This window comes from Vibrio sp. SCSIO 43097, from assembly GCF_023650755.1.
Taxonomy (GTDB): Bacteria; Pseudomonadota; Gammaproteobacteria; order Enterobacterales; family Vibrionaceae; genus Vibrio; species Vibrio alginolyticus.
Genome location: NZ_CP071840.1, coordinates 2,848,463 through 2,870,033, shown reverse-complemented (window position 1 = coordinate 2,870,033; position 21,571 = coordinate 2,848,463). Strand labels below are relative to the sequence as shown.

Here is a 21,571-nt window from a genome sequence, read left to right as displayed (position 1 = left end):
GTGGGGGGCATTTATAATGCATACAGTTGTATTAAGAAAAATGCGTTGAGATGAATAAATTAAGCATATTGGTGGTTTCAGATTTACATGTAGGGACTAGTCAGGAGCACGAGCTTGATACAAAGCTCATTGTTAACGGTACTCCCAATATCTATGGGCAGGCATTGATAGAGTACTTGAAACAACTTGAAAGAAAAATTGATATCCTTGTATGTGCTGGAGACATCGGTAATAAGGGATGTAAGGAGACGTTTAAAGCTGGATGGAGCTTTCTAAATGCGTTGGCAAGTGAACTTTCTATCGATGATGTATTGTGTGTTCCAGGAAACCATGACCATCAATCCCGTCCATCAGATGAATCAAACCCTAGTGGCTTTTCTCCGAAGCATGAGCTTCAATTCACAGATCCCCCTTTTCCTTTCAATGACTATTATAAAAACACACATTTTTGGGCATGGAACTGGGAGTTGACTCAGTCTGAAAACTATAACTGTATATCAATAAATAGTAGTGCTTATCATGGATTTGGAAGTGAGTTTAGGCACGGGAGAGTTGCTTTAGAGGTTAGCAAACAAATCAAAGATAGGCTTAGTCAAGAAGATGTTAAATCCAAGCCGTTAAATCTTTTAATTTGTCATCATCATCCACAAAAAATGGATTATGTTGATGTAAGCTATGATGGCGAGGCTATGGAAGGAGCCGACTATTTGCTATCAAATATAGAGGCAGCTGACATAGGTCCTTGGTTGATTATACATGGTCATAAACACTATGCGACTATAAGCTACGGAAACTCACGAACTTCTACACCTCCTACCATTTTATCAGCAGGTAGTTTATCTGCGGTTTTATATGACTCAATAGATAGCCGAACATCCAATCAGTTTTACTTGCTTGAAATTGATATCGATAAAAGCAGCCAAAATGGAAAGGTTGTAGGAAGATTTGAAACTTATGAATCGAATAAGTTACATCAATGGCAGCCTTCCAAATCCCATAACCTTCCTGCTTGTGGTGGTTTTGGGTCACTCTATACTCCAGAACAAATATTAAATCACTTGAAGTCAAAAATTAATGAATCTAACTCCTTTCTTGAAGGTGATGAATTAAATGAATTTAGAGATAAAATATTTAATTTACCCCCTTTTGAGTTTAAGCGTTTAGAAAAACTTTTAGAAAAAAATGGTTTTATGATATCTCGTGAATTTTCTGGTGAAATAACTGAAGTTGGTAAGCGTTATGAATAACTATACACCAAGTATAAACGAGTCAATTAATGCGAAAAACACATCTACTGCCGAGTTATGTAATACATTTATTATTAATGAATATTATAATAGATTAGCATCATCTAGCCATACTATTATGATGGGTCCACGAGGAAGTGGTAAAACAACATTAATGAGAATGCTCGAAGTTAGATCTTTGGAGCTATGGGAAAATGAGGTTGCAGAACAATTTAGAAATTTGATTGACTTCTCTGGAGTGTTCATTCCAACAGATCGAGTGTGGAAAACCCAATTTGAAAACACTAGTAAGAGAATTAAATCAAAAGAAGACCTGAGAGTTCTTAATTCTCAGTTTATTTACCATATTCTTCAACAACTAGCAATGACTGTTAGCTTTAGAACTTGCCGTGTTACAGAAAAGAAAAATAAATATAGACATGTGTTTTTGGAAAAGTCTGACGAGTCTGAATTAGTAAAAGAACTATCTACTCTTTGGTGCGTTGAACCTAGAATTAATTCTTTGAAAAGTTTGATTTCTAGTATTGTGATCAAAAAGAATCTTGTTTCTAAGTACCTTAATAACTCTCTAATTGTTGGTTCGAGTGTTCTAAGACCAAATGTTGTTTATGGTGAAATACAAAGTATATTAGATTCATCTATATCTATTATTAATACATATTTAAATGAAGATGGTAAAAAATGGGCATTTTTGTTTGATGAGTTAGAGCTAGCGCCTGACGAAATAGTTCAACCTCTTATAAATAGTATGAGAGGTGGTCATCCAGATATAATTCTTAAGTTAGCATTGTCTCCGTATCATAAAGGAGTTGATGTTACGAACTCGCCAGACAGTTCAATGAAAGATCAAGATTTGAGCTATATTAACTTAACTGAACTTTCTGAAAGTGAAGGTATTAAGTTTTGTAAAGAGCTATGTCTGAATTTGTTTATTAAAAAATCGATATATGAATCGATAGATAGCTGTTTTGAAAAGCCAAAAGATATTGATATTGATGCTGTTTTTGATTCTCTAGTTGCAAAAGATGTTGGGTTTGAACAGTATTTAAATAATCGAAATCTGAATGGGTTAAGCTATATCGAAGCGAAGGAAAAACAATCTCAGTTCAGGAAGATTAAATTTATATCTTATCTTAGAGATCATAGTAAAAAAGAAAATGGTAAATTAAAACCGCGTAGAAGAGCTGCTGACTATTATGCTGGTTTTGAAAATATATGTAAATCTACAGAATATAATCCTAGAATGTTGATAGGGATTATGAATATGTTTATTCCAATAATTAAGGAAAAAGGTTTAGTTTCTATTTCTGAGCAAATATCGGGACTAGAAACATATTTTGATTCATTTAGATCGTTACTAAGTACTATAGCTGTTGATTCGAGTGATGTTCGAGTAAATAATATTTACAATCTTGTAGATTTGATAGCAAACTATTTTAAAGATGAAATATATGGAGAAAGATTTAATCCAGAGCCTAAAGGTATGTTAGTTATTGACGAAAATACACCATCAGATTTAAGAGATGCAATAGGTTTTGCATTGAATGCGGGAGCCATGATTTCGGTAAAAACCCCTGATAATAATGGTATCGGATCTTCGATGGATAAGGTTTTAACATGCAGGCTTTCTTATTTATTTTCTCATCATTATGGGTTGCTACTTACAAAGCAAAAGAAAATTCAATTAAATAAAATAATGGATGTTAATAATATTAGTGCTTCAACAATTACATTAGTTAATGCATATGGTTTTGAGAACTCTAAACAGTTGGGGTTGGACTTGTAATGAAAGTATTAAAAGGAACTACTGTAAACTATTATGATCTAGCTATAGTAGGGCTAGGCTATGAAAGTAGAGCTATTACAACGTGTAATTCTGTTAAAGATAACCTCAACAGTATAATAGCAGTTGGATATAGAGAGCATACATCTGCATACAGTTATAAATCGAACTATAGTTTCTATCAGGAAGTAAATGCTAATATTATCGAAGAAAATGATCAAGAACTTTTTAAGAAGCTCCATTCTATAATTAACACTGATTGGGCAAATAGACAAATAAATTGTTTATTGGATATAACAGTGATGAGTCGCACTCGCTTAGCAACAATTCTTATGTTGTTAATGGAGAATTTAAAGAAAGGTTCTACCATTAGGATTTGTTATGAACTGGCTGAGTATAGTTCTCCATCGAAGGAAATATCACCAATAAGAAAAATTGGTCCTATAATTGAATCATTATCAGGCTCTATGGGCGATATTGAATTACCTAGTTCGATTGTATTAGGATTGGGATATGAACTAGGGAAAGCAATTGGGATCAGCAATTACTTAGATACAGAACAACAATATCTGTTGATTCCTAAGTCTATAGATTCTCGCTTTGAAGATGATATTTATTCAAATAATAAGTCGTTAATTGAAAGTACATCAAAAAACTGCATATTTGAATATGATGTATGTAATCCTTATGTTAGTTATTTAAATCTGAGAGAATTATTAATTGCAATTTCTGAAGTGTCTAGACCTATTGTTGTCCCTTTAGGTCCCAAGATCTTAAGTGCGCTATGTGTTATTCTTAGTAAGGAAATGGATTACTCTTTACCTATTTGGAGAGTATCTTCAGAACACAATGAAGTACCAGTTGATCGTCGCTCTAGTGGGCATATGTATGAACTTAGCTTAAGAATATAAATTAGCATTCTTTGATGTTCAATATTTCGACTACGTCAATATTATTGCAGGCCAAGATTGGCGATCTTGGCCTGCAATAATCATACTGAGAATGGGTAAGCTATTGGTTCGTGATGTTCATAACCTTCTACTTTGAAGTCGTCAAGAGTAACCCACGTTTCTAAGTCCTCTAGAGATTTAATTTCTGGATTGATATGGAATGTTGGCGATTTCAATGGTTTACGTTTAAGTTGTACATCACGCATCAACTCGTATTGGTCTTCGTATATGTGTGCATTTACTATTTTGTGAAAAACTTTTCCCGCTTTTAAGCCTGTAATTTGAGCCATGATCGCTAACAAAAAGTAGCATTGAACCATATTGAAGTTTAGGCCGAGCGGTACATCGCAAGAACGTTGTGTACTGTTTAGATACAGAGTGTCGCCTAAAATTGAGAAATGGTGGCTGTACATACAAGGACGTAAGCAACCTAAATGAAAAGCACCTGGATGATAGAATGTTATTATCTCACTACGGTCATCAATGCCTTTACTAAGGTTATTAACAACTTTTTTTACAAGATCCACATCACCGCCATCAGGTTTCGGGAACGCTCTGGCAACCTTTCCATAAATGAAACCGCAGTCATCTGTCCCTTTTCTATGAGGATTCGCAAGCCAGCTCTCATTTAAATTTGCGTTTGCATCCCATGTTTTGGTGCCTAGTGCTCTAAAATCTGCGGCATTATCGTAACCTCGAAGGTAGCCAATAATTTCTGCGATGGCGCTTTTCCAGTAGCTCTTACGTGTCGTTACTAAAGGAAACTCACCAGAACTGACATCGTAAGTCAAATCTGCATTTATAACTGTTAGGCAACGTTTGCCTGTTCTTTCGTTCTTTACCCAAACGCCTTCATCTATAATACGCTGGCATAAATCTAGATATTGTTTCACTTTTTCATTCCTACATTTCTTTTATTCAATTGTACCAAAGGAACTAACCCTTATTCGAGCAAAATACTCCCAGTTCTTACTCGGTGCTTGATGGTAGACAGAAGTGCTTATGGCTATAATGGATTATGAAAGTCACTTTATGTGATATGGACAACAAAAAGTGACAAAAGGTAAAATGGGGTTCAAGGGCGCGCCTGGGCGAAACCTGATGGTGGTCATGTTGACCAGCTACGTAAAATAGTGGATGACTTAACGCGTGGTGTTGATGATCGCGGTGAAATCTTGAACTTCTACAACCCGGGTGAGTTCCACATGGGGTGCTTGCGTCCTTGTATGTACAGTCACCATTTTTCATTGCTGGATGATACGCTTTACCTGAATAGTACTCAGCGTTCGTGTGATGTACCGCTTGGCTTAAACTTCAATATGGTTCAAGTTTACGTATTCTTGGCGATTATGGCGCAAATTACGGGCAAGAAACCTGGTCAGGCATTTCATAAGATTGTGAATGCTCACATTTATGAAGACCAGCTTGAACTGATGCGCGATGTTCAGTTGAAGCGTGAGCCATTAAAAGCGCCGACGTTCCATATCAACCCAGAGATTAAATCTCTAGAAGATTTGGAAACTTGGGTCACACTGGATGACTTTTGGGTTGAAGGGTACAAGCATCACGATCCTATTCGTTACCCATTCTCAGTGTAACGAGTATCGTTCTTCAAGATATAGAAAAAGCTCCGAATGGAGCTTTTTTCTTTTTTGTACTTAGAAGGTATTATTTTAGTGCACTGACAATATAACGGTGAATTGGGTTGGTCTGCATCGGTGTGGACAGTGCCGGGCTAATAAACTTAGGTTGAGTGAATATTTCTTTACTCACTAATGAACGGATAAGCTCAAAGTACTTCAGCTCTGTTTTCCCGCACAACAATAGTGAAAAGTCATCGCCCAATTTATCATAGGCATTGAGCACCTCTCGGAATCCTCTAAGATACAAGTAATCCTTCGTTAAACCTCCACCTCGATAGACTCGGGCAGTCGTTGTAAATGCTTGAAGATCAGAAGCTTTATACTGTTCTTTTAATAGCATGAACGTATGGCGGAAATCGCGATCCTTGATCATCGACTCTACTGCCAGAACTCGTAAGGCTAAGGTTCTTAGGCGCTTGATACTGAAATGTCCTGACAGATACTCACATAATATAGCCAGCCCTTCTTGAGTGTTGGTATTGGCAGGACAACCTAAGCTCAGGACTTTTAGCGGTTGTTGACGACCGTTAAGCGTAGTCAGGAGATGTACTCCCATTTCATGATGTGCAAGAGCCTCCAGCTCATCAGTGGTGATGTACGCCGCGTGGTTAATTTTGACTCGAGATCCTGAAACTAGTGCGTTTGCTAACATCCCGTCCAACACCTGTATTTCACATTCATACCCATTGCGTTGAGCAAAATTTTGCATGAAACGTGCTATTGCACGGCTATCGTGCTGAGGTTCTTTTTCTTCTTCTGTAGGAAGGTGCAATATGAAATGGGCGTTGGCAATATCTTTGGCGCTCGGTTCCCCATAATAGCGTAAGGAGTTATAAAGAAACTCTTGCGTACCTATGGTATTCACTTGATCCAGTTTATCTGCATAAGACTGAATTACATCCGCGTACAGCCTCTGCAGTTGGGTGTCTTGAATGTTTTCTAGAGGTAGCTCATATAGACGTCGCTTTGCACTGTGGGTATCTACGTTAGTAATTGAATATTGAAAATTAGGCTCTTGAGAATATTTGTTTTTAATGAAACGTTCTCTTTCTTGAGCATAATTAAGAGGATTCACGCTACTAAGGATATCAATATCAGCAACCAGTTGGGTTAGGTTTTCGTCTATTGCGAGTAGCTGATCAGAAATAGCGTCATTAAGCTGCGTCATGTTGTCGACTCCAAATGAGATAGCTCAGCATAAGCATGCTGATGTGGCTCAAATTATCACCGGACAATCGATTTGAACAGTTTAATTATCATAAAAAAGGCTCCACGATGTGGAGCCTAAACAATAAGCGATGGTATGTCGTTGTTGTTACGTTGTTAGGGCTAGAATTGCACCTGGTAGAATAACGAATACTGACATTAGGTAACCACCAACAACTGCTTTATTCTTAATAGCCATTTCAGAAATCATCTCAGCGCCTTTAACCGGAATCTCACGTAGGAATGGAATTCCAAAGATAAACAGCGTCGCCATGATGTTAAATACTAAGTGGACTAGAGCGATTTGAAGTGCGAATACTGCGAACTCTCCAGATACCGCTGTCGCTGCTAGTAGTGCCGTAATACAAGTACCAATGTTAGCACCCAGAGTGAAAGGGTAGATATCTCGTACTTTCAACACGCCAGTACCAACCAACGGAACCATTAAACTTGTCGTGGTTGAGGAAGATTGTACTAGAACGGTCACGATTGAGCCTGATACGATGCCGTGAATAGGACCACGACCGATGGCGTTTTTCAAAATTTCACGTGCACGACCAACCATTAGGCTCTTCATCAATTTACCCATCACTGTGATTGCAACGAAGATAGTCGCAATACCCAAAGCAATAAGCATGACGCCGCCAACAGTATCACCGAAGGTAGAAAGTGGCTCTTTAATTGCGCCTACGACTGGCTTTGTAATTGGTTTAATAAAGTTGAAGCCTTTAATGCTCATATCACCAGTAGCAAGCAGTGGAGAAACAAGCCAGTGAGAAACTTTCTCTAAAATGCCGAACATCATTTCCAACGGAAGGAAAATAGCGACAGCAAGCAAGTTGAAGAAGTCATGAATGGTTGCACTTGCAAATGCACGTTTGAACTCTTCTTTACAGCGCACGTGGCCAAGAGACACAAGCGTATTGGTCACTGTGGTACCAATGTTAGCACCCATCACCATAGGGATAGCGGTTTCTACAGGTAAGCCACCTGCAACCAAGCCTACAATAATAGACGTTACAGTACTTGAAGACTGAATTAAGGCTGTTGCCACCAAGCCGATCATTAGACCTGCAACTGGGTGTGCGGCAAATTCAAATAGCACCTTAGCTTGATCGCCAGTTGCCCATTTAAAGCCACTACCAACCATAGATACTGCTAGAAGAAGCAGATATAACATGAATGCCAAGTTAGCCCAGCGTAACCAACGAGCTGTGCTCGAAATTGGTGCCACTGTTGAAGTAGCTTGGTTCATCATAATTTTCTCCGTTGACCTTTCAGTTCATTTTTCGGTCTGTAGTTGAATCTGCGGGCGATGTTAGAGAATAAATATTTCAGTAATATTACAGATTTCTTGCTGTGAGAGATTTTTATTGTTCTTTTTGATAATGGCGTAAAAGAGGAAGAAAATTAATTTTTAACCTATTGATTTTAATGGTTAAATTTTGATTTCGTTTTATTTGATTTTTGCGTTTTTTTTGTAGAGAAAATGCGCCTCAGTTCAACTTTTATGACAGTGTTGACTTTATACTTTCGGTAAAACTTATACTTTTGTAAGGTATTGTATGGTTTTGTCGAGTTTATTGTTTGTCTCTGTCACATTTGGTATAAAAAGTATCACTTTCTTTTCGGGACTCGATCATGTCACATCTAAACTACAACCATCTCTATTATTTCTGGATGGTGTGCAAACAGGGCTCTGTAACTAAGGCGGCTGACGCGCTCTTCCTGACACCGCAAACCGTGACAGGACAGATTAAAGCGCTTGAAGAGCGCATGAAAGGAAAGTTAACCAAGCGCAATGGTCGTACAGTTGAGCCCACTGAGTTAGGTCAGCTTGTGTTTAAGTACGCCGACCGGATGTTCGGTTTGAGCTATGAGATGTTAGATATCGTCAATTACAGCCAGCACTCGAACATTCTATTTGAAGTTGGTGTAGCCGATGCATTATCTAAACGCTTGGTCAGTAAAGTACTGATGACGACCGTCCCGGAAGATAACAGTATTCATTTACGCTGTTATGAATCGACCCACGAACTGCTACTTGAACGCCTTTCTCAGCACAAGCTAGATATGATCCTTTCGGATTGTCCCGTTGATTCTACTCAAAGTCCTGGCCTTTATAGCAAAAAGTTGGGTGAAAGTAGCATGAGCTTTTTTGCTTCTTCTGAAATTGAAAATGTGCGATTCCCTGAGATCTTGGAACAAAAAAAACTTCTGATTCCCGCGAGCCGAACGGCTATGGGGCGTAAAGTTATTCAATGGTTTGATCGTCAAGGCCTTCAACCCAATGTGCTGGGGGAGTTTGATGATGTTGCGTTGATGAAAGCTTTTGCTCGGTACCACGATGATGTGATTTTCTTGGCACCGACCGTATACATGTCGGAGATTGAAGACGACCGAAATTTACAGCTAATTGGCCATGTCGATGGGCTAAAAGAAGAGTACTACGTGATTTTTGCGGAACGAATGATCCAACACCCCGCGGTAAAAAATGTTTGTGATGCTGATTTCAGTCAAATGTTTGAGTAAACCCGTATCGTTGCGTAAATAAATAGATTACTATCAATAAAAATATAATTCTAAATAATATCTAAGTAAGCAAGATACTTGTTTTAGTGAGCAAAACTATTAATTATTGATGGCGCACCAATTAAAATCCTTGGTGGATAATATTGGTGTATCACTAACAACTAAATTAGAGGTTCTAATAATGAAGACTCTGGAAGTGTATCTTGATTTTCTTAGATATATAAATCAGTGCAACACAACAAGCTGGCCAGGGTTGGAATAAGTAAGTTGTAGCTAGAGGTCCAACACATGAATCTACAAGAAATGGAGCAGAACTCCGCAAAAGCCGTCGTGTTGCTCAAAGCGATGGCAAACGAGAGACGCCTACAAATCCTTTGTATGCTGCATAACCAAGAGCTGTCCGTGGGAGAGCTGTGTGCAAAGTTAGAGCTAAGCCAGTCGGCATTATCTCAGCATCTTGCTTGGCTTCGCCGTGATGAGTTAGTCACGACAAGGAAAGAAGCACAAACGGTGTACTACACATTAAAGAGTGATGAAGTGAAAGCGTTAATAAAAACACTGCATAGTCTTTATTGTGCTGAGAGTGCTCAACATTAATTAAATAGTCCTAATATACTGCTCATCTTAGAGTGTGAATCTAACTTGTTGGAATATTTGAGAGTGGCGTTAAACTTTTGATGATAGGGTACTACTCATCGACCAATTTGCTTTGTTCTCAAGTGTTTTATTAGTGCTTTCTAGTTTGAGCGTTATATGGGTAATGAATAAGCTGATGTCTTTAAATGGGACATTCAGAAAAAGAAAAGCTGGCATTGCCAGCTTTTTTTATTAAGAAAATTTTGTAGATATAAAAAAACCGACACAAGGTCGGTTTTTTCTTCACTGTAAAATCAGGACTCTATTAAAGAGCTTTGATTTGTGCAGCGAAACGAGACTTATGGCGAGCTGCTTTATTCTTGTGAATAAGGCCTTTAGTTGCCATGCGGTCTAGGATAGGTGTAACTACAGCGAATGCAGCAGTTGCAGCTTCTTTGTCGCCTGCTTCGATAGCAGCAACAGTTTTCTTCATGTAAGTACGCATCATTGAGCGACGGCTAGCATTGTGCTGACGACGTTTCTCAGCTTGGATAGCGCGCTTCTTAGCAGATTTACTATTTGCCAAGGGTCTAACTCCCAAAAACTTAGTTCTGTGACAATTTAAGGGCGAGGAATATCCCTCATTTGCGCTTAAATGTCAAATGATTTGTGCAAAAACCGATCTAAGCCAAAACAAATTTTGGTAAGAGAGGTTATCGCGGTTAAGATGGCGGGGATTCTAACAGCATTTTTATACCAATGCTAATAATTATCCGCGAAAGGCACACTTATTCCTTACAACCCGCGGATAGATTTTTGACGTCTATTTACAGCACCTGTCAGAGAAACAGTATAGGGTTAGCTGTCTTATGGTGATATTCCGAGGTTACAGTGAGTAAACGACTACTCAAGTCTGGCATGATCGTCAGTGCTATGACATTTATTTCCCGCGTTCTTGGCCTAGTTCGTGATGTTGTAGTGGCAAATTTAATGGGGGCAGGAGCAAGCGCAGACGTCTTTTTCTTCGCCAATAAAATTCCTAATTTTTTACGACGTTTGTTTGCTGAAGGTGCTTTTTCCCAAGCGTTTGTACCTGTTTTAACGGAAAGCCATGCTCAAGGCGACATGGATAAAACTCGGGAGCTCATTGCTCGTGCGGCGGGTACATTAGGGGTGATAGTCTCAATTGTTACCATCTTAGGTGTTCTAGGTTCCGGAGTGGTGACTGCACTGTTTGGTTTTGGTTGGTTCCTAGACTGGATGCATGGTGGTCCCGCGGCTGAGAAGTTCGAACTTGCTAGCGTGATGCTCAAGATTACCTTTCCTTATTTATGGTTCATCACTTTTGTTGCCCTATCGGGAGCCATTCTCAATACACTAGGTAAGTTTGCGGTTTCTTCGTTTACTCCTGTCTTCCTCAATGTGATGATCATTTTGGCAGCATGGTTTATCTCGCCGCAGATGCCACAGCCAGAGATTGGTCTTGCCATCGGTGTTTTCCTTGGTGGTTTGGTTCAGTTCTTATTTCAAATCCCTTTCCTTATTAAAGCGGGGGTTATGGTTAAGCCGAAATGGGGCTGGCGCGATCCGGGCGTGGTGAAGATCCGAACCTTAATGATTCCTGCTTTGTTCGGTGTGTCGGTAAGCCAAATCAACTTGTTGTTTGATACTTTTATTGCCAGCTTTCTGCAAACCGGTTCGATCAGTTGGTTGTACTATTCAGATCGCTTGTTGGAATTCCCGTTAGGTCTGTTTGGTATTGCTATTGCAACGGTGATTTTACCAGCATTATCACGCAAACATGTTGACGCACAAAATGAAGGATTCGCACAAACCATGGACTGGGGGGTGCGCATGGTGATCTTACTTGGCCTTCCTGCAATGCTTGGTTTGATGGTACTGGCAAAACCTATGTTGATGGTGTTATTCATGCGAGGTGAGTTTTCGCCACAAGACGTACATCAAGCATCATTGTCACTCTTTGCTTACGCTTCAGGCTTGTTGAACTTTATGCTGATTAAAGTGCTCGCTCCGGGTTATTACTCGCGTCAAGACACTAAAACGCCAGTGAAATACGGCATCATTGCGATGGTGACCAACATGGTATTTAATGCAATTTTTGCGTACTTCTATGGCTACGTTGGCTTGGCTATCGCGACGGCACTATCGGCATTTGTGAATATGGCACTGCTGTATCGTGGCCTGCACATCGCAGAGGTATACCAAATCACTAAGCGAACCGTCTTCTTTATTATACGTTTAGCTATTGCTGGCGCGGCGATGGTGGCGGCAATCTTATGGCAACTGGAAGATATGTCAGTATGGCTGGGCTGGAGCTTTGCTCACCGAAGCGCGGTGCTAGGGATGTTGATCGGTTTAGGAGCCGTGGTTTACCTAGTGGTTCTATTTTTAACTGGTGCGCGTTTAAAAGACCTAAAAGCTGGGACAGACTGAGGGTGATTAGTATATAATCCGTCAGTTTCACACAGTGTAAAGTAAAACAGAGGCAGAAAGCAGTATCCAATGGAACTGATTAGAGGCATTCACAATATCAACCCGCGACATCATGGTTGTGTGCTGACTATTGGCAATTTCGATGGTGTCCATAAAGGCCATCAACAAGTATTGCAGCAAGTGTCTGAGCAAGCGGACAGGCTATCCTTGCCTTCTGTTGTGATGACCTTTGAACCTCAGCCGATGGAGCTGTTTGCCAAAGACAAGGCACCTGCAAGGTTGACGCGATTACGCGATAAGTTCGTGCAATTGAGTAAGCTCGATATTGACCGCTTACTGTGTGTCAATTTCAATCGCCATTTTGCAAGTTTAACCGCGGAAGAGTTTATCCGTGACTTGTTGGTCGAGCGTTTGGGTGTTAAGTTTCTTGTCGTTGGTGATGATTTCTGCTTTGGCAAAGGCCGTACAGGTAACTTTGCAATGCTGCAGGAAGCAGGGGAAAAATACGGCTTTGATGTCGTAAGTACCCAGAGCTTTTGTTTACAACAATTACGTGTCAGCAGTACGGCTATCCGTCAAGCGCTGGCGCGTGACGATTTGCATTCCGCGCAACAGATGCTGGGAAGAAACTACAGCATCAGCGGTCGTGTTTCTCACGGAAGAAAGCTAGGTCGAACCATTGGGTTCCCTACTGCAAATATTCCTTTGAAACGCTGTGTTTCTCCGGTTTCCGGAGTCTATGTTGTTCAAGCGCTTGGCTTAGGAAATAAGCCAGTTGGTGGTGTTGCTAATATTGGTCAGAGACCAACCGTCAATGGTGTTCGCCAACAGTTAGAAGTGCACTTATTCGACTTTCATGCCAATTTATATGGCAAGCAACTAGAAGTGGAACTTTTGCATAAACTTCGAGATGAGCAAAAGTTTGAGTCGTTTGAAGCACTTAAACAACAAATCGAATTGGATGCTGAAGCAGCAAGGGTGTGGCTGCGTCAGCTTAAGCGTTGAGCGGTTTATTCCACCGTTCAACATAATGTCTAATTTTCGCCCAATATAACGGAATTAAGAATCGATGAGTGAGTATAAAGATACCCTGAACTTACCTGAAACAGGGTTTCCAATGCGCGGCAACCTGGCCAATCGTGAGCCAGAAATGCTTAAGCGTTGGTACAAAGAAGATCTTTACGGTGAAATCCGTAAAGCTAAGAAAGGCAAAAAGTCATTCGTATTGCACGATGGCCCTCCTTACGCAAATGGTGACATTCATATTGGTCACGCACTAAACAAGATTCTTAAAGACATTATTATTAAATCCAAAACACTTTCAGGTTTTGACGCACCTTACATCCCAGGCTGGGACTGCCACGGTCTACCAATCGAATTAATGGTAGAGAAGAAAGTAGGTAAGCCAGGCCAAAAAGTGACAGCAGCGGAATTCCGCGAGAAATGTCGTGAATACGCAGCAGGTCAGGTTGAAGGTCAGAAAGAGAGCTTCAAACGCCTTGGTATCATGGGTGAGTGGGACAAGCCATACCGCACTATGGATTTCGCAACTGAAGCGAACATTATTCGTGCTCTTGGTAAGATCGCAAGCAATGGTCACCTGCTAAAAGGTTTCAAACCTGTTCACTGGTGTACAGACTGTGGTTCTGCTCTTGCTGAAGCGGAAGTAGAATACAAAGATAAAGTATCGCCATCTATCGACGTTCGTTTTAAAGCGGCTGACGAAGCGGCACTGCTATCTAAATTTGAACTGACAGAAGGTCATGAAGGTCACGGTGACGTATCTATCGTTATCTGGACAACAACACCTTGGACACTGCCAGCAAACCGCGCAGTATGTCTACGTGATGATCTAGAGTACGTACTTATCCAAACAGAAGGCGACAACGCCGAGCGTATCATCGTTGCTGCTGAGCTGGCGAAAGACGTAATGGACCGTGCAGGTATCGAGCACTTCCACAACCTTGGCTTTGCTAAAGGTGCGGATCTAGAGCTTTCTCAATTCCAACACCCATTCTACGATTTCACTGTACCGGCGATCCTTGGTGATCACGTTACGACTGATTCAGGTACTGGTGTTGTTCACACTGCACCTGGCCACGGTCAAGAAGACTTCGCGGTTGGTAACAAGTACAACCTAGAAGTAGCAAACCCAGTTGGTTCAAACGGCGTTTACCTACCAGATACAGAGCTATTTGCTGGTCAGCACGTATTTAAAGCGAACGATGCAGTAGTAGAAGTACTGAAAGAAAAAGGTGCACTACTACACCACCACGCTTACGAGCACAGCTACCCACACTGTTGGCGTCATAAGACCCCAATCATCTTCCGTGCTACACCTCAATGGTTCGTTTCTATGGACCAAGCTGGCCTACGTGCTAAAGCATTAGAGTCAATCAAGAATGTAGAGTGGATGCCTGAGTGGGGTCAAAGCCGCATCGAAGGTATGATCGAAGGTCGCCCTGAGTGGTGTATCTCTCGTCAACGTACTTGGGGTGTGCCAATTGCTCTGTTTGTTCATAAAGAAACAGCAGAACTTCATCCAAACACGCTAGAGCTGATCGAGAAAGTCGCTAAGCTGGTTGAAGAGAAAGGCATCCAAGCATGGTGGGATGTAGATGCCGCTGAACTACTAGGTGCTGACGCTGACCAATACGAAAAAGTGCTAGATACGCTAGACGTATGGTTCGATTCAGGTGTCACTCACTTCTCTGTTGTTGATGCTCGTGAAGAGTACAACGGCAACAGTGCAGACCTATACCTAGAAGGTTCTGACCAACACCGCGGTTGGTTCCAATCTTCTTTAATTTCATCTATTGCGATGAAAGACGAAGCACCTTACAAACAAGTACTGACACACGGTTTCGTGGTTGACGGTCAGGGTCGTAAGATGTCTAAATCTATCGGTAACGTGGTTGCGCCAAAAGACGTAACCAACAAGCTAGGTGCTGACATTCTTCGTCTATGGGTTGCTTCTACAGACTACACTGGTGAAGTTGCGGTTTCTGATGAAATCCTAAAACGCAGCGCAGATGCGTACCGTCGTATCCGTAACACAGCGCGTTTCTTCCTAGCTAACTTGAGCGGCTTCAACCCTGAAACAGACATCGTTCCTGTTGAAGAGATGGTTGCGCTAGATCGCTGGGCGGTTGGTCGTGCACTAGCAGCACAAGAAGAGATTGTTAAAGCATACGAAGAGTACAACACACACGGTGTAACTCAGCGTCTAATGCAATTCTGTTCAATCGAAATGGGCTCTTTCTACTTAGACGTAATTAAAGACCGTCAGTACACAGCAAAACGTGGCGGCAACGCTCAACGTAGCTGTCAGACTGCACTTTACTACATCGTAGAAGCGCTAGTTCGTTGGATGGCGCCAATCATGTCGTTCACTGCAGATGAAATCTGGAACGAAATGCCAGGTCAACGCGACAAGTTCGTATTCACTGGTGAGTGGTTCGACGGTCTATTCGGTCTTGCTGAAGGTGAAGAGCTGAACAACGAATTCTGGTCTGAGATCCAAGCGGTTCGTGGTGCGGTAAACAAACTTCTAGAAGATGCGCGTAAAGAGAAAACCATTGGTGGTGCACTACAAGCTGAAGTGACTCTGTTTGCTGATGACGCACTAGCGGCGAAGATCAACAAACTTGAAGATGAACTGCGCTTTGTTCTACTAACCTCTGCGGCGAAAGTTAAGCCTCTAGGTGAGAAGACGGATGCAGCACAAGCCACAGATATCGAAGGCTTGTTTGTAGAAGTAGCAGCAGCTGAAGGCGAGAAGTGTGACCGTTGTTGGCACCACACGCCAGACGTAGGCACAATTGAAGGTCACGAGAAGATCTGTGGTCGTTGTGTGTCTAACGTAGACGGCGAAGGTGAAGTACGTAAATTCGCGTAATTGCCTAGAACGACTGAACTTTTTTTAAAATTAACAGCCCCAGTATTTACTGGGGCTGTTTGTAGGTAAAGTAATGAGTGAAAAAGCACTGACGTTAAAGCAATCTGGAGTTCGCTGGCTGTGGTTAGCAATTCTGGTATTTATTGCAGATATTGGCATCAAATTGGTGGTGATGGACAACATGGGCTACGGATGGGCAAACCGAATTGAGGTGTTGCCATTCTTCAACCTACTTTATGTTCATAACTACGGTGCTGCATTCAGCTTCTTGAGCGATCAAGCCGGTTGGCAGCGTTGGTTATTTACAGGTATCGCGTTTGTTGTGACGGGTCTTTTGACCTACTGGATGAGCAAGCTTCCAGCAAAAGAAAAATGGAACAACATTGCTTATGCACTGATTATTGGTGGTGCAGTGGGCAACGTGTTTGACCGCGTCGTTCATGGCTTTGTTGTTGATTACCTAGACTTCTTCTGGGGTAACTACCACTGGCCAGCATTCAACCTTGCTGACATGGCGATCTGTATTGGTGCGGCAATGATTATTCTGGATGGCTTCCGTAAAAAAGACGCTGACAAGTAATCTTTTGCGGTATATCGAATAACCCTAAGCGTCGTCCGTTGATTCGAGCGACGCTTTTTATTATGTTGGAGCGCCAATCAGCATATCAATGTATAAAAAGACCAAGCTGACAGCGTAATAACCCAAGAACAAGGAAGCATTAACGTGACAACAATAACCAATGAATCGGTAGTAACCCTTCACTTTACGATTAAAATGAAAGACGGATCGGTTGCAGATAGTACTCATAACATGGGTAAACCAGCGAAGTTTGTTATGGGCGATGGCAGCTTGAGTGAGAACTTTGAGCAATGCCTACTAGGCTTACAAGTAGGCGAACAAAAGGCAATTGAACTAAAAGCGGCGGACGCTTTTGGTATGCCAAACCCTGATCATATTCACTATATGGATCGCACTAAATTTGTAGGTGATGCAGAAGTGGAAGTTGGTACAATCATGGCCTTCAGTGGCCCTGATGGCATGGAAATCCCGGGCATTATTACAGAGATAGCAGGCGATTCAGTCACTGTGGACTTCAACCATCCTCTAGCGGGACAAGACGTGACTTTCGAAGTTGAAATTTTGTCAGTAGAATAGCGAACCAAATAAAAGATAACTTCCATGAGCAATGAAATGAAAATCCTGTTAGCTAACCCACGTGGTTTCTGTGCTGGTGTTGACCGCGCGATTAGCATCGTAGAGCGTGCGCTAGAGATGTATCAGCCACCTATCTATGTTCGACATGAAGTGGTGCATAACCGTTTTGTGGTTGAAGGTCTAAAACAGCGTGGTGCTATCTTCGTTGAAGAACTGCACGAAGTGCCAGACAACAACATTGTGATTTTCTCTGCTCATGGTGTATCGCAGGCAGTTCGTCAGGAAGCCAAGCAGCGTGATTTGACCGTATTTGACGCAACGTGCCCTTTAGTAACCAAAGTGCATATGGAGGTGGCGCGTGCGAGCCGTCGTAATATGGAAGTGGTTCTGATTGGTCACGCAGGTCACCCTGAAGTCGAAGGTACGATGGGGCAATACGCCAGTGAAACCGGTGGTATGTACTTGGTTGAAACTCCAGCCGATGTTGAGAAACTGAAGGCGATTGTGAAAGATCCATCCGATCTTCATTACGTAAGCCAAACGACGCTTTCTGTCGATGAAACTGCCGATGTTATCGAAGAGCTACGCCGCGTGTTCCCAGATATCCAAGGTCCACGTAAAGACGATATCTGTTATGCGACACAAAACCGCCAAGATGCCGTACGTGAATTAGCTGGTGACGTAGATGTGATGGTTGTGGTGGGTTCTAAAAACTCATCAAACTCTACACGTCTTAAAGAGCTAGCTGAAAAGCTAGGGACACCTGGCTACTTAACCGACTGTCCGGAAGATATCAAACCTGAGTGGTTCGAAGGCAAAACAAAGGTCGGCGTGACTGCGGGAGCATCTGCTCCGGAAGAGCTCGTTAATCAGATTCTAGAGCGAATCAAAGAACTCGTTGGTGCCGAAGCGGTTGATGAAGTACTTGGCCGTGAAGAGAATATGTTCTTTGAAGTACCTAAAGAACTTCAAATCAAGCAAGTGAATTAGTCTCTATTTATCGAATATTCAAAAGGCGACCTGTGGGTCGCCTTTTTTACATCTCTCTTAACTCATTTAGGTAATCACGAATTTGGTCTTTTCCTAAACCATCGATAATCATATCAGACATCTTCGTGATTCTTCGCTCAAGCGATTGAGCAACCTTTTCGCAATGTGCGTACATGTCTTCATCAGAACCATAGGTCGGAAAAGCATCAACTTGCCAGTTTACTCGAACACCACCTGCAAGCCACTGAGGAGCGGTTTCTTGATGTAAAGAATCACAGAGAATAATAACGATGTCGGGAAGAAACTGAGTTCGCTCCTCCCATGAATGCGTGTGGATATGCGGAATGGGGAGTTGGTGGTCATCTAAATATTTTTGCACCACTGGGTGCACCTTGCCTGTGGGATGTGAGCCTCCACTGGTGACACTAAAATCTGCTGGCAGGATATTGGTTGCGATTGACTCCGCGAGGACGCTTCGTCCAGCGTTGTACTTACATATGAATAAAACTTTATACATCATCGCCTCGTCTTTTCAGAGCGTCCTATTTATACGCTAGCGGAAACTCAGCGATGATGTGTGAAGTTTTTGTGTTAGTGGCTAATGCCGAGCATCTCTTTGAGCACCTTTAAGTAGCGGCGGCTTACTGGTATCTCAAAGCCTGTTTTGGTGATGATTTCCGCTAACCCATTTTCCAGTAACTTGATTTCGCTAATCGCTTTAATACTGACTAAGTATTGACGATGGCAGCGGACTAGAGGGGTTTTCTCTTCCAACGTTTTTAATGTCAGTTGGGTGCTCGCGGTTTGGCTGGTGGAGCGTACATGCACGCCGCTGATATCACTGTAAGCACATTCCACCGTGTCGGTGGCCATGATAACGATGCGGTTGTGTCCGATGCACGGTATCTGATCCAACGTGTCAGGTGTAATAGCAGACAGTTGTTGCGTTAGGGCGGATTGGCTAATGACTTTGTTTAGTCGTTTGACCGTTTTAGTTAACCGGCATGGGTCGACAGGTTTGAGCAAGTAATCAAAGGCATTGTCTTCAAATGCTTGAATCGCATACTGATCATAAGCCGTGACAAAAACCACATAAGGCATGGTTTCTGGATCAAGCATCCCAAGTAATTCAATCCCCGTGACTTGAGGCATTTGGATATCGAGAAACACCACATCAGGCTTGAGTTCATTGATTTTTTTTAGGCCAAGGATTGCGTTTGAGGCATCGCCCACGACCTCAACTTGGCCTGTTTCATCCAGTAACTCTGCTAGCTCTTCACGAGCAAACTGTTCATCATCAATGACGAGTGCGGTTAACATCCAACATTACCTTTATTGCTTCAGCGTGCTTTTATGATTTTGGGGGAATGATAAAGCTCATTTTAGTAAATTGATGTGGCTCGCACGTAATTTTTAGCGCTGCATCACGTCCAAATTGATTAGTGAGACGTTTGTCGACAATTTCTAAACCTAGCCCTGAGTGGTTTTCTTTTGGCGGTTCAAAACTGCCTGCGTTGTCTTCGACGGTAATCAAGTGACCTTGTGGGTGTGCTTCGCTGTATATATGAACTTTACCACCTTCAAGCATGTTTGAAATGCCATGCTTAATGGCGTTCTCAACCAAAGGCTGGAGTGTAAAGCTTGGTAATTTGATGTCCAGCAATTCAGGTTGAATATCGATTTCAACCTCTAAGCGGTCCGTAAAACGCGCTTTTTCGATGCTCAAGTACGAGTTCACATGTGCAAGCTCTTCCTTTAGCGTCACGGTATTAATGTTCTGCTTTAAATTGCTGCGGAAGAAGTGCGATAGATTTTGGATTAGCTCGCGCGCTTTGTCAGGGTCACGACGAGTAATCGCACTAATAGTATTGAGTGCATTAAACAAAAAGTGTGGATTCACCTGAGCGTGAAGCAATTTTATTTCTGCTTGGGCGAGTAAGGCTTGTTGTTGTTGGTAATCGCCATAAAGGATTTGGCTAGATAGAAGCTGGGCTATTCCTTCCGCCATCGACATGTTGGCCGTCGAGAACAATTTACGCTTCGGTTCATACAGCTTTATGGTACCAATGACCTCTTTCCCTGCACGCAGTGGGATGATCAGCGCAGATCCGAGCTTGCAATCTTTTGCAATGGAGCATTGGTATGGACGCTCCGCGCCATCAAGATAAATGATGTCGTTTTTCTCCATGGAGTCTAATGTGCTTTGCGATGAAATCGGCGTGTTTGGTTTATGGTGATCATCGCCAATGCCCACAAACGCTAAGATTTTTTCTTGGTCAGTAATCGCGACAGCGCCCACTTTGGTTTCTTCGTAAATAATACGTGCGATTTTTTCTGCGTTTTCGGTGTTGAAGCCGTTGCTTAGAATTCCCACTGAGCGATCAGCAATGGTGAGCGCTCGACGCGAAAACGTCGCAGAAAACTTTTCAAAGATTGCTTTTCTGTCTTGCAGGATACTCATGAACAACGCCGCACCAAATGAGTTCGCGATGATCATAGGCGCTGCAATAGCGGACACCAGTTCATAGGCTTGATCAAAAGGTTTCGCGACGGCGAGCAGCAAAATCATTTGCACCACTTCTGCAACAAACGTGACGCTGAATACAACGCTTGGATTAAACAGCAATGCACCTTTATTTCGCTTGATAAGGTAAACGTGGAGCAAACCACCAATTACGCCCTCGGCGGTGGTTGAAATTGCACAGGCTAGGTCGGTAAAACCACCAAGAGAGTATCGATGGATGCCACCAGTAAATCCGACGGCGAAACCTACAACAGGTCCACCAAACAGCCCGCCCATAACTGCGCCGATCGCACGAGTATTGGCAATAGCATCGTTGATGTGCAGACCGAAATAGGTGCCGAGAATACAAAAGCCAGAGAAGAGTACGTAACAAATTAGGCGGTGGCTTAAGCGCGAAGAAATACTCAGCAAAGGTAAGATGATTGGCGTTTTACTTAGCATGTAAGCCAAAACTAAGTACACACACATCTGTTGTAAAAGGGAGATGACCAGTTCCATAGTGAACCTAACCTAGAATCAATGTTGTTATTGTATACCTAAGTAACCTCAAGATGCTTGGCTCAGATAGATAAGAACAGCTAAGTAAATGATGCTGCGCTGTGCTTTCTGAGT

18 protein-coding genes and 1 pseudogene are annotated in these 21,571 nt (G+C 42.1%); 12 read left to right on the top strand and 7 right to left on the bottom strand.

All coding sequences use genetic code 11. From position 1 onward, the window contains the following. Positions 1–50 precede the first annotated feature (50 nt). Genes J4N40_RS13875 through J4N40_RS13865 form a run of 3 tightly spaced genes read left to right on the top strand, consistent with a single transcriptional unit; the run spans position 51 to position 3,941 of the window. Positions 51–1,247, top strand: coding sequence for a metallophosphoesterase family protein (locus J4N40_RS13875; protein WP_020196703.1), 1,197 nt, complete (start codon positions 51–53; stop codon positions 1,245–1,247). Beyond that, positions 1,240–3,033 (top strand): ORC-CDC6 family AAA ATPase, encoded by a 1,794-nt coding sequence (locus J4N40_RS13870; protein ID WP_020196702.1) that lies wholly within the window; start codon positions 1,240–1,242, stop codon positions 3,031–3,033. Before J4N40_RS13875 ends, J4N40_RS13870 begins: the two co-directional genes overlap by 8 nt. Then, positions 3,033–3,941: a hypothetical protein gene (locus J4N40_RS13865; protein WP_020196701.1), complete on the top strand. Its 909-nt coding sequence runs from the start codon at positions 3,033–3,035 to the stop codon at positions 3,939–3,941. Before J4N40_RS13870 ends, J4N40_RS13865 begins: the two co-directional genes overlap by 1 nt. A gap of 80 nt (positions 3,942–4,021) precedes the next feature. On the opposite strand, the gene J4N40_RS13860 is transcribed toward J4N40_RS13865, so the two are convergent. Next, positions 4,022–4,873: a thymidylate synthase gene (locus J4N40_RS13860; RefSeq protein ID WP_020196700.1), complete on the bottom strand. Its 852-nt coding sequence runs from the start codon at positions 4,871–4,873 to the stop codon at positions 4,022–4,024. Positions 4,874–5,050: 177 nt separating this feature from the next. Between J4N40_RS13860 and J4N40_RS13855 the strand changes: the two are divergent. Further along, positions 5,051–5,578: pseudogene (locus tag J4N40_RS13855) on the top strand (thymidylate synthase); the annotation flags it as partial. Positions 5,579–5,648: 70 nt separating this feature from the next. On the opposite strand, the gene J4N40_RS13850 reads toward J4N40_RS13855, so the two are convergent. Then, positions 5,649–6,791, bottom strand: a complete 1,143-nt coding sequence (locus J4N40_RS13850; RefSeq protein WP_053306894.1) for a flavohemoglobin expression-modulating QEGLA motif protein — start codon at positions 6,789–6,791, stop codon at positions 5,649–5,651. A 147-nt stretch (positions 6,792–6,938) separates the two neighbouring features. Further along, positions 6,939–8,084, bottom strand: a complete 1,146-nt coding sequence (locus J4N40_RS13845; protein ID WP_025768431.1) for a Na/Pi symporter — start codon at positions 8,082–8,084, stop codon at positions 6,939–6,941. A gap of 386 nt (positions 8,085–8,470) precedes the next feature. Between J4N40_RS13845 and nhaR the strand changes: the two genes are divergently transcribed. Both nhaR and J4N40_RS13835 read left to right on the top strand, forming a co-directional pair. Beyond that, the gene (gene nhaR, locus J4N40_RS13840; protein WP_005381942.1) at positions 8,471–9,361 is read left to right on the top strand and encodes a transcriptional activator NhaR; all 891 of its coding nucleotides are present in this window, start codon (positions 8,471–8,473) and stop codon (positions 9,359–9,361) included. A 288-nt stretch (positions 9,362–9,649) separates the two neighbouring features. Next, positions 9,650–9,958 carry an ArsR/SmtB family transcription factor gene (locus tag J4N40_RS13835; RefSeq protein ID WP_005381940.1) on the top strand — a complete coding sequence of 103 codons (309 nt, stop codon included), beginning with the start codon at positions 9,650–9,652 and terminating at the stop codon, positions 9,956–9,958. Positions 9,959–10,262: 304 nt separating this feature from the next. Here the strand turns inward: J4N40_RS13835 and rpsT are convergent, their stop codons facing one another. Continuing rightward, positions 10,263–10,523, bottom strand: coding sequence for a 30S ribosomal protein S20 (gene rpsT, locus J4N40_RS13830; protein WP_005381938.1), 261 nt, complete (start codon positions 10,521–10,523; stop codon positions 10,263–10,265). Between the two features lie 305 nt (positions 10,524–10,828). Here rpsT and murJ point away from each other — a divergent pair, with 305 nt between their 5' ends. From murJ to ispH, 6 genes are all read left to right on the top strand, one after another. Continuing rightward, positions 10,829–12,391: a murein biosynthesis integral membrane protein MurJ gene (gene murJ / locus J4N40_RS13825; RefSeq protein ID WP_005385957.1), complete on the top strand. Its 1,563-nt coding sequence runs from the start codon at positions 10,829–10,831 to the stop codon at positions 12,389–12,391. A 69-nt stretch (positions 12,392–12,460) separates the two neighbouring features. Continuing rightward, positions 12,461–13,396 (top strand): bifunctional riboflavin kinase/FAD synthetase, encoded by a 936-nt coding sequence (gene ribF / locus J4N40_RS13820; protein ID WP_005381933.1) that lies wholly within the window; start codon positions 12,461–12,463, stop codon positions 13,394–13,396. A gap of 64 nt (positions 13,397–13,460) precedes the next feature. Next, complete coding sequence (gene ileS / locus J4N40_RS13815; RefSeq protein ID WP_017821497.1) at positions 13,461–16,289, top strand: isoleucine--tRNA ligase; 2,829 nt, start codon at positions 13,461–13,463, stop codon at positions 16,287–16,289. A 73-nt stretch (positions 16,290–16,362) separates the two neighbouring features. Further along, positions 16,363–16,869 (top strand): signal peptidase II, encoded by a 507-nt coding sequence (gene lspA, locus J4N40_RS13810; protein WP_005385948.1) that lies wholly within the window; start codon positions 16,363–16,365, stop codon positions 16,867–16,869. 144 nt (positions 16,870–17,013) lie between these two features. Continuing rightward, positions 17,014–17,445, top strand: a complete 432-nt coding sequence (gene fkpB, locus J4N40_RS13805) for an FKBP-type peptidyl-prolyl cis-trans isomerase (RefSeq protein ID WP_042521860.1) — start codon at positions 17,014–17,016, stop codon at positions 17,443–17,445. Between the two features lie 24 nt (positions 17,446–17,469). Then, positions 17,470–18,435 (top strand): 4-hydroxy-3-methylbut-2-enyl diphosphate reductase, encoded by a 966-nt coding sequence (gene ispH / locus J4N40_RS13800; protein WP_042521861.1) that lies wholly within the window; start codon positions 17,470–17,472, stop codon positions 18,433–18,435. A 46-nt stretch (positions 18,436–18,481) separates the two neighbouring features. Here the strand turns inward: ispH and J4N40_RS13795 are convergent, their stop codons facing one another. From J4N40_RS13795 to J4N40_RS13785, 3 genes are all read right to left on the bottom strand, one after another. Continuing rightward, complete coding sequence (locus J4N40_RS13795; protein WP_250654282.1) at positions 18,482–18,955, bottom strand: arsenate-mycothiol transferase ArsC; 474 nt, start codon at positions 18,953–18,955, stop codon at positions 18,482–18,484. 71 nt (positions 18,956–19,026) lie between these two features. Beyond that, complete coding sequence (gene btsR, locus J4N40_RS13790; protein ID WP_005381917.1) at positions 19,027–19,755, bottom strand: two-component system response regulator BtsR; 729 nt, start codon at positions 19,753–19,755, stop codon at positions 19,027–19,029. 31 nt (positions 19,756–19,786) lie between these two features. Next, positions 19,787–21,457, bottom strand: coding sequence for a sensor histidine kinase (locus J4N40_RS13785; RefSeq protein WP_005381915.1), 1,671 nt, complete (start codon positions 21,455–21,457; stop codon positions 19,787–19,789). Between the last annotated feature and the right edge of the window lie 114 nt (positions 21,458–21,571).

Bases quoted from the DNA above. Each gene is read 5' to 3' on its own strand.
- J4N40_RS13850 (WP_053306894.1), bottom strand. From the start codon at position 6,791: ATGACGCAGCTTAATGACGCTATTTCTGATCAGCTACTCGCAATAGAC.
- ispH (WP_042521861.1), top strand. From the start codon at position 17,470: ATGAGCAATGAAATGAAAATCCTGTTAGCTAACCCACGTGGTTTCTGT.
- btsR (WP_005381917.1), bottom strand. From the start codon at position 19,755: ATGTTAACCGCACTCGTCATTGATGATGAACAGTTTGCTCGTGAAGAG.
- J4N40_RS13785 (WP_005381915.1), bottom strand. From the start codon at position 21,457: ATGGAACTGGTCATCTCCCTTTTACAACAGATGTGTGTGTACTTAGTT.
- ileS (WP_017821497.1), top strand. From the start codon at position 13,461: ATGAGTGAGTATAAAGATACCCTGAACTTACCTGAAACAGGGTTTCCA.
- J4N40_RS13875 (WP_020196703.1), top strand. From the start codon at position 51: ATGAATAAATTAAGCATATTGGTGGTTTCAGATTTACATGTAGGGACT.
- J4N40_RS13795 (WP_250654282.1), bottom strand. From the start codon at position 18,955: ATGATGTATAAAGTTTTATTCATATGTAAGTACAACGCTGGACGAAGC.
- J4N40_RS13845 (WP_025768431.1), bottom strand. From the start codon at position 8,084: ATGAACCAAGCTACTTCAACAGTGGCACCAATTTCGAGCACAGCTCGT.
- ribF (WP_005381933.1), top strand. From the start codon at position 12,461: ATGGAACTGATTAGAGGCATTCACAATATCAACCCGCGACATCATGGT.
- J4N40_RS13865 (WP_020196701.1), top strand. From the start codon at position 3,033: ATGAAAGTATTAAAAGGAACTACTGTAAACTATTATGATCTAGCTATA.
- J4N40_RS13835 (WP_005381940.1), top strand. From the start codon at position 9,650: ATGAATCTACAAGAAATGGAGCAGAACTCCGCAAAAGCCGTCGTGTTG.
- J4N40_RS13870 (WP_020196702.1), top strand. From the start codon at position 1,240: ATGAATAACTATACACCAAGTATAAACGAGTCAATTAATGCGAAAAAC.
- lspA (WP_005385948.1), top strand. From the start codon at position 16,363: ATGAGTGAAAAAGCACTGACGTTAAAGCAATCTGGAGTTCGCTGGCTG.
- nhaR (WP_005381942.1), top strand. From the start codon at position 8,471: ATGTCACATCTAAACTACAACCATCTCTATTATTTCTGGATGGTGTGC.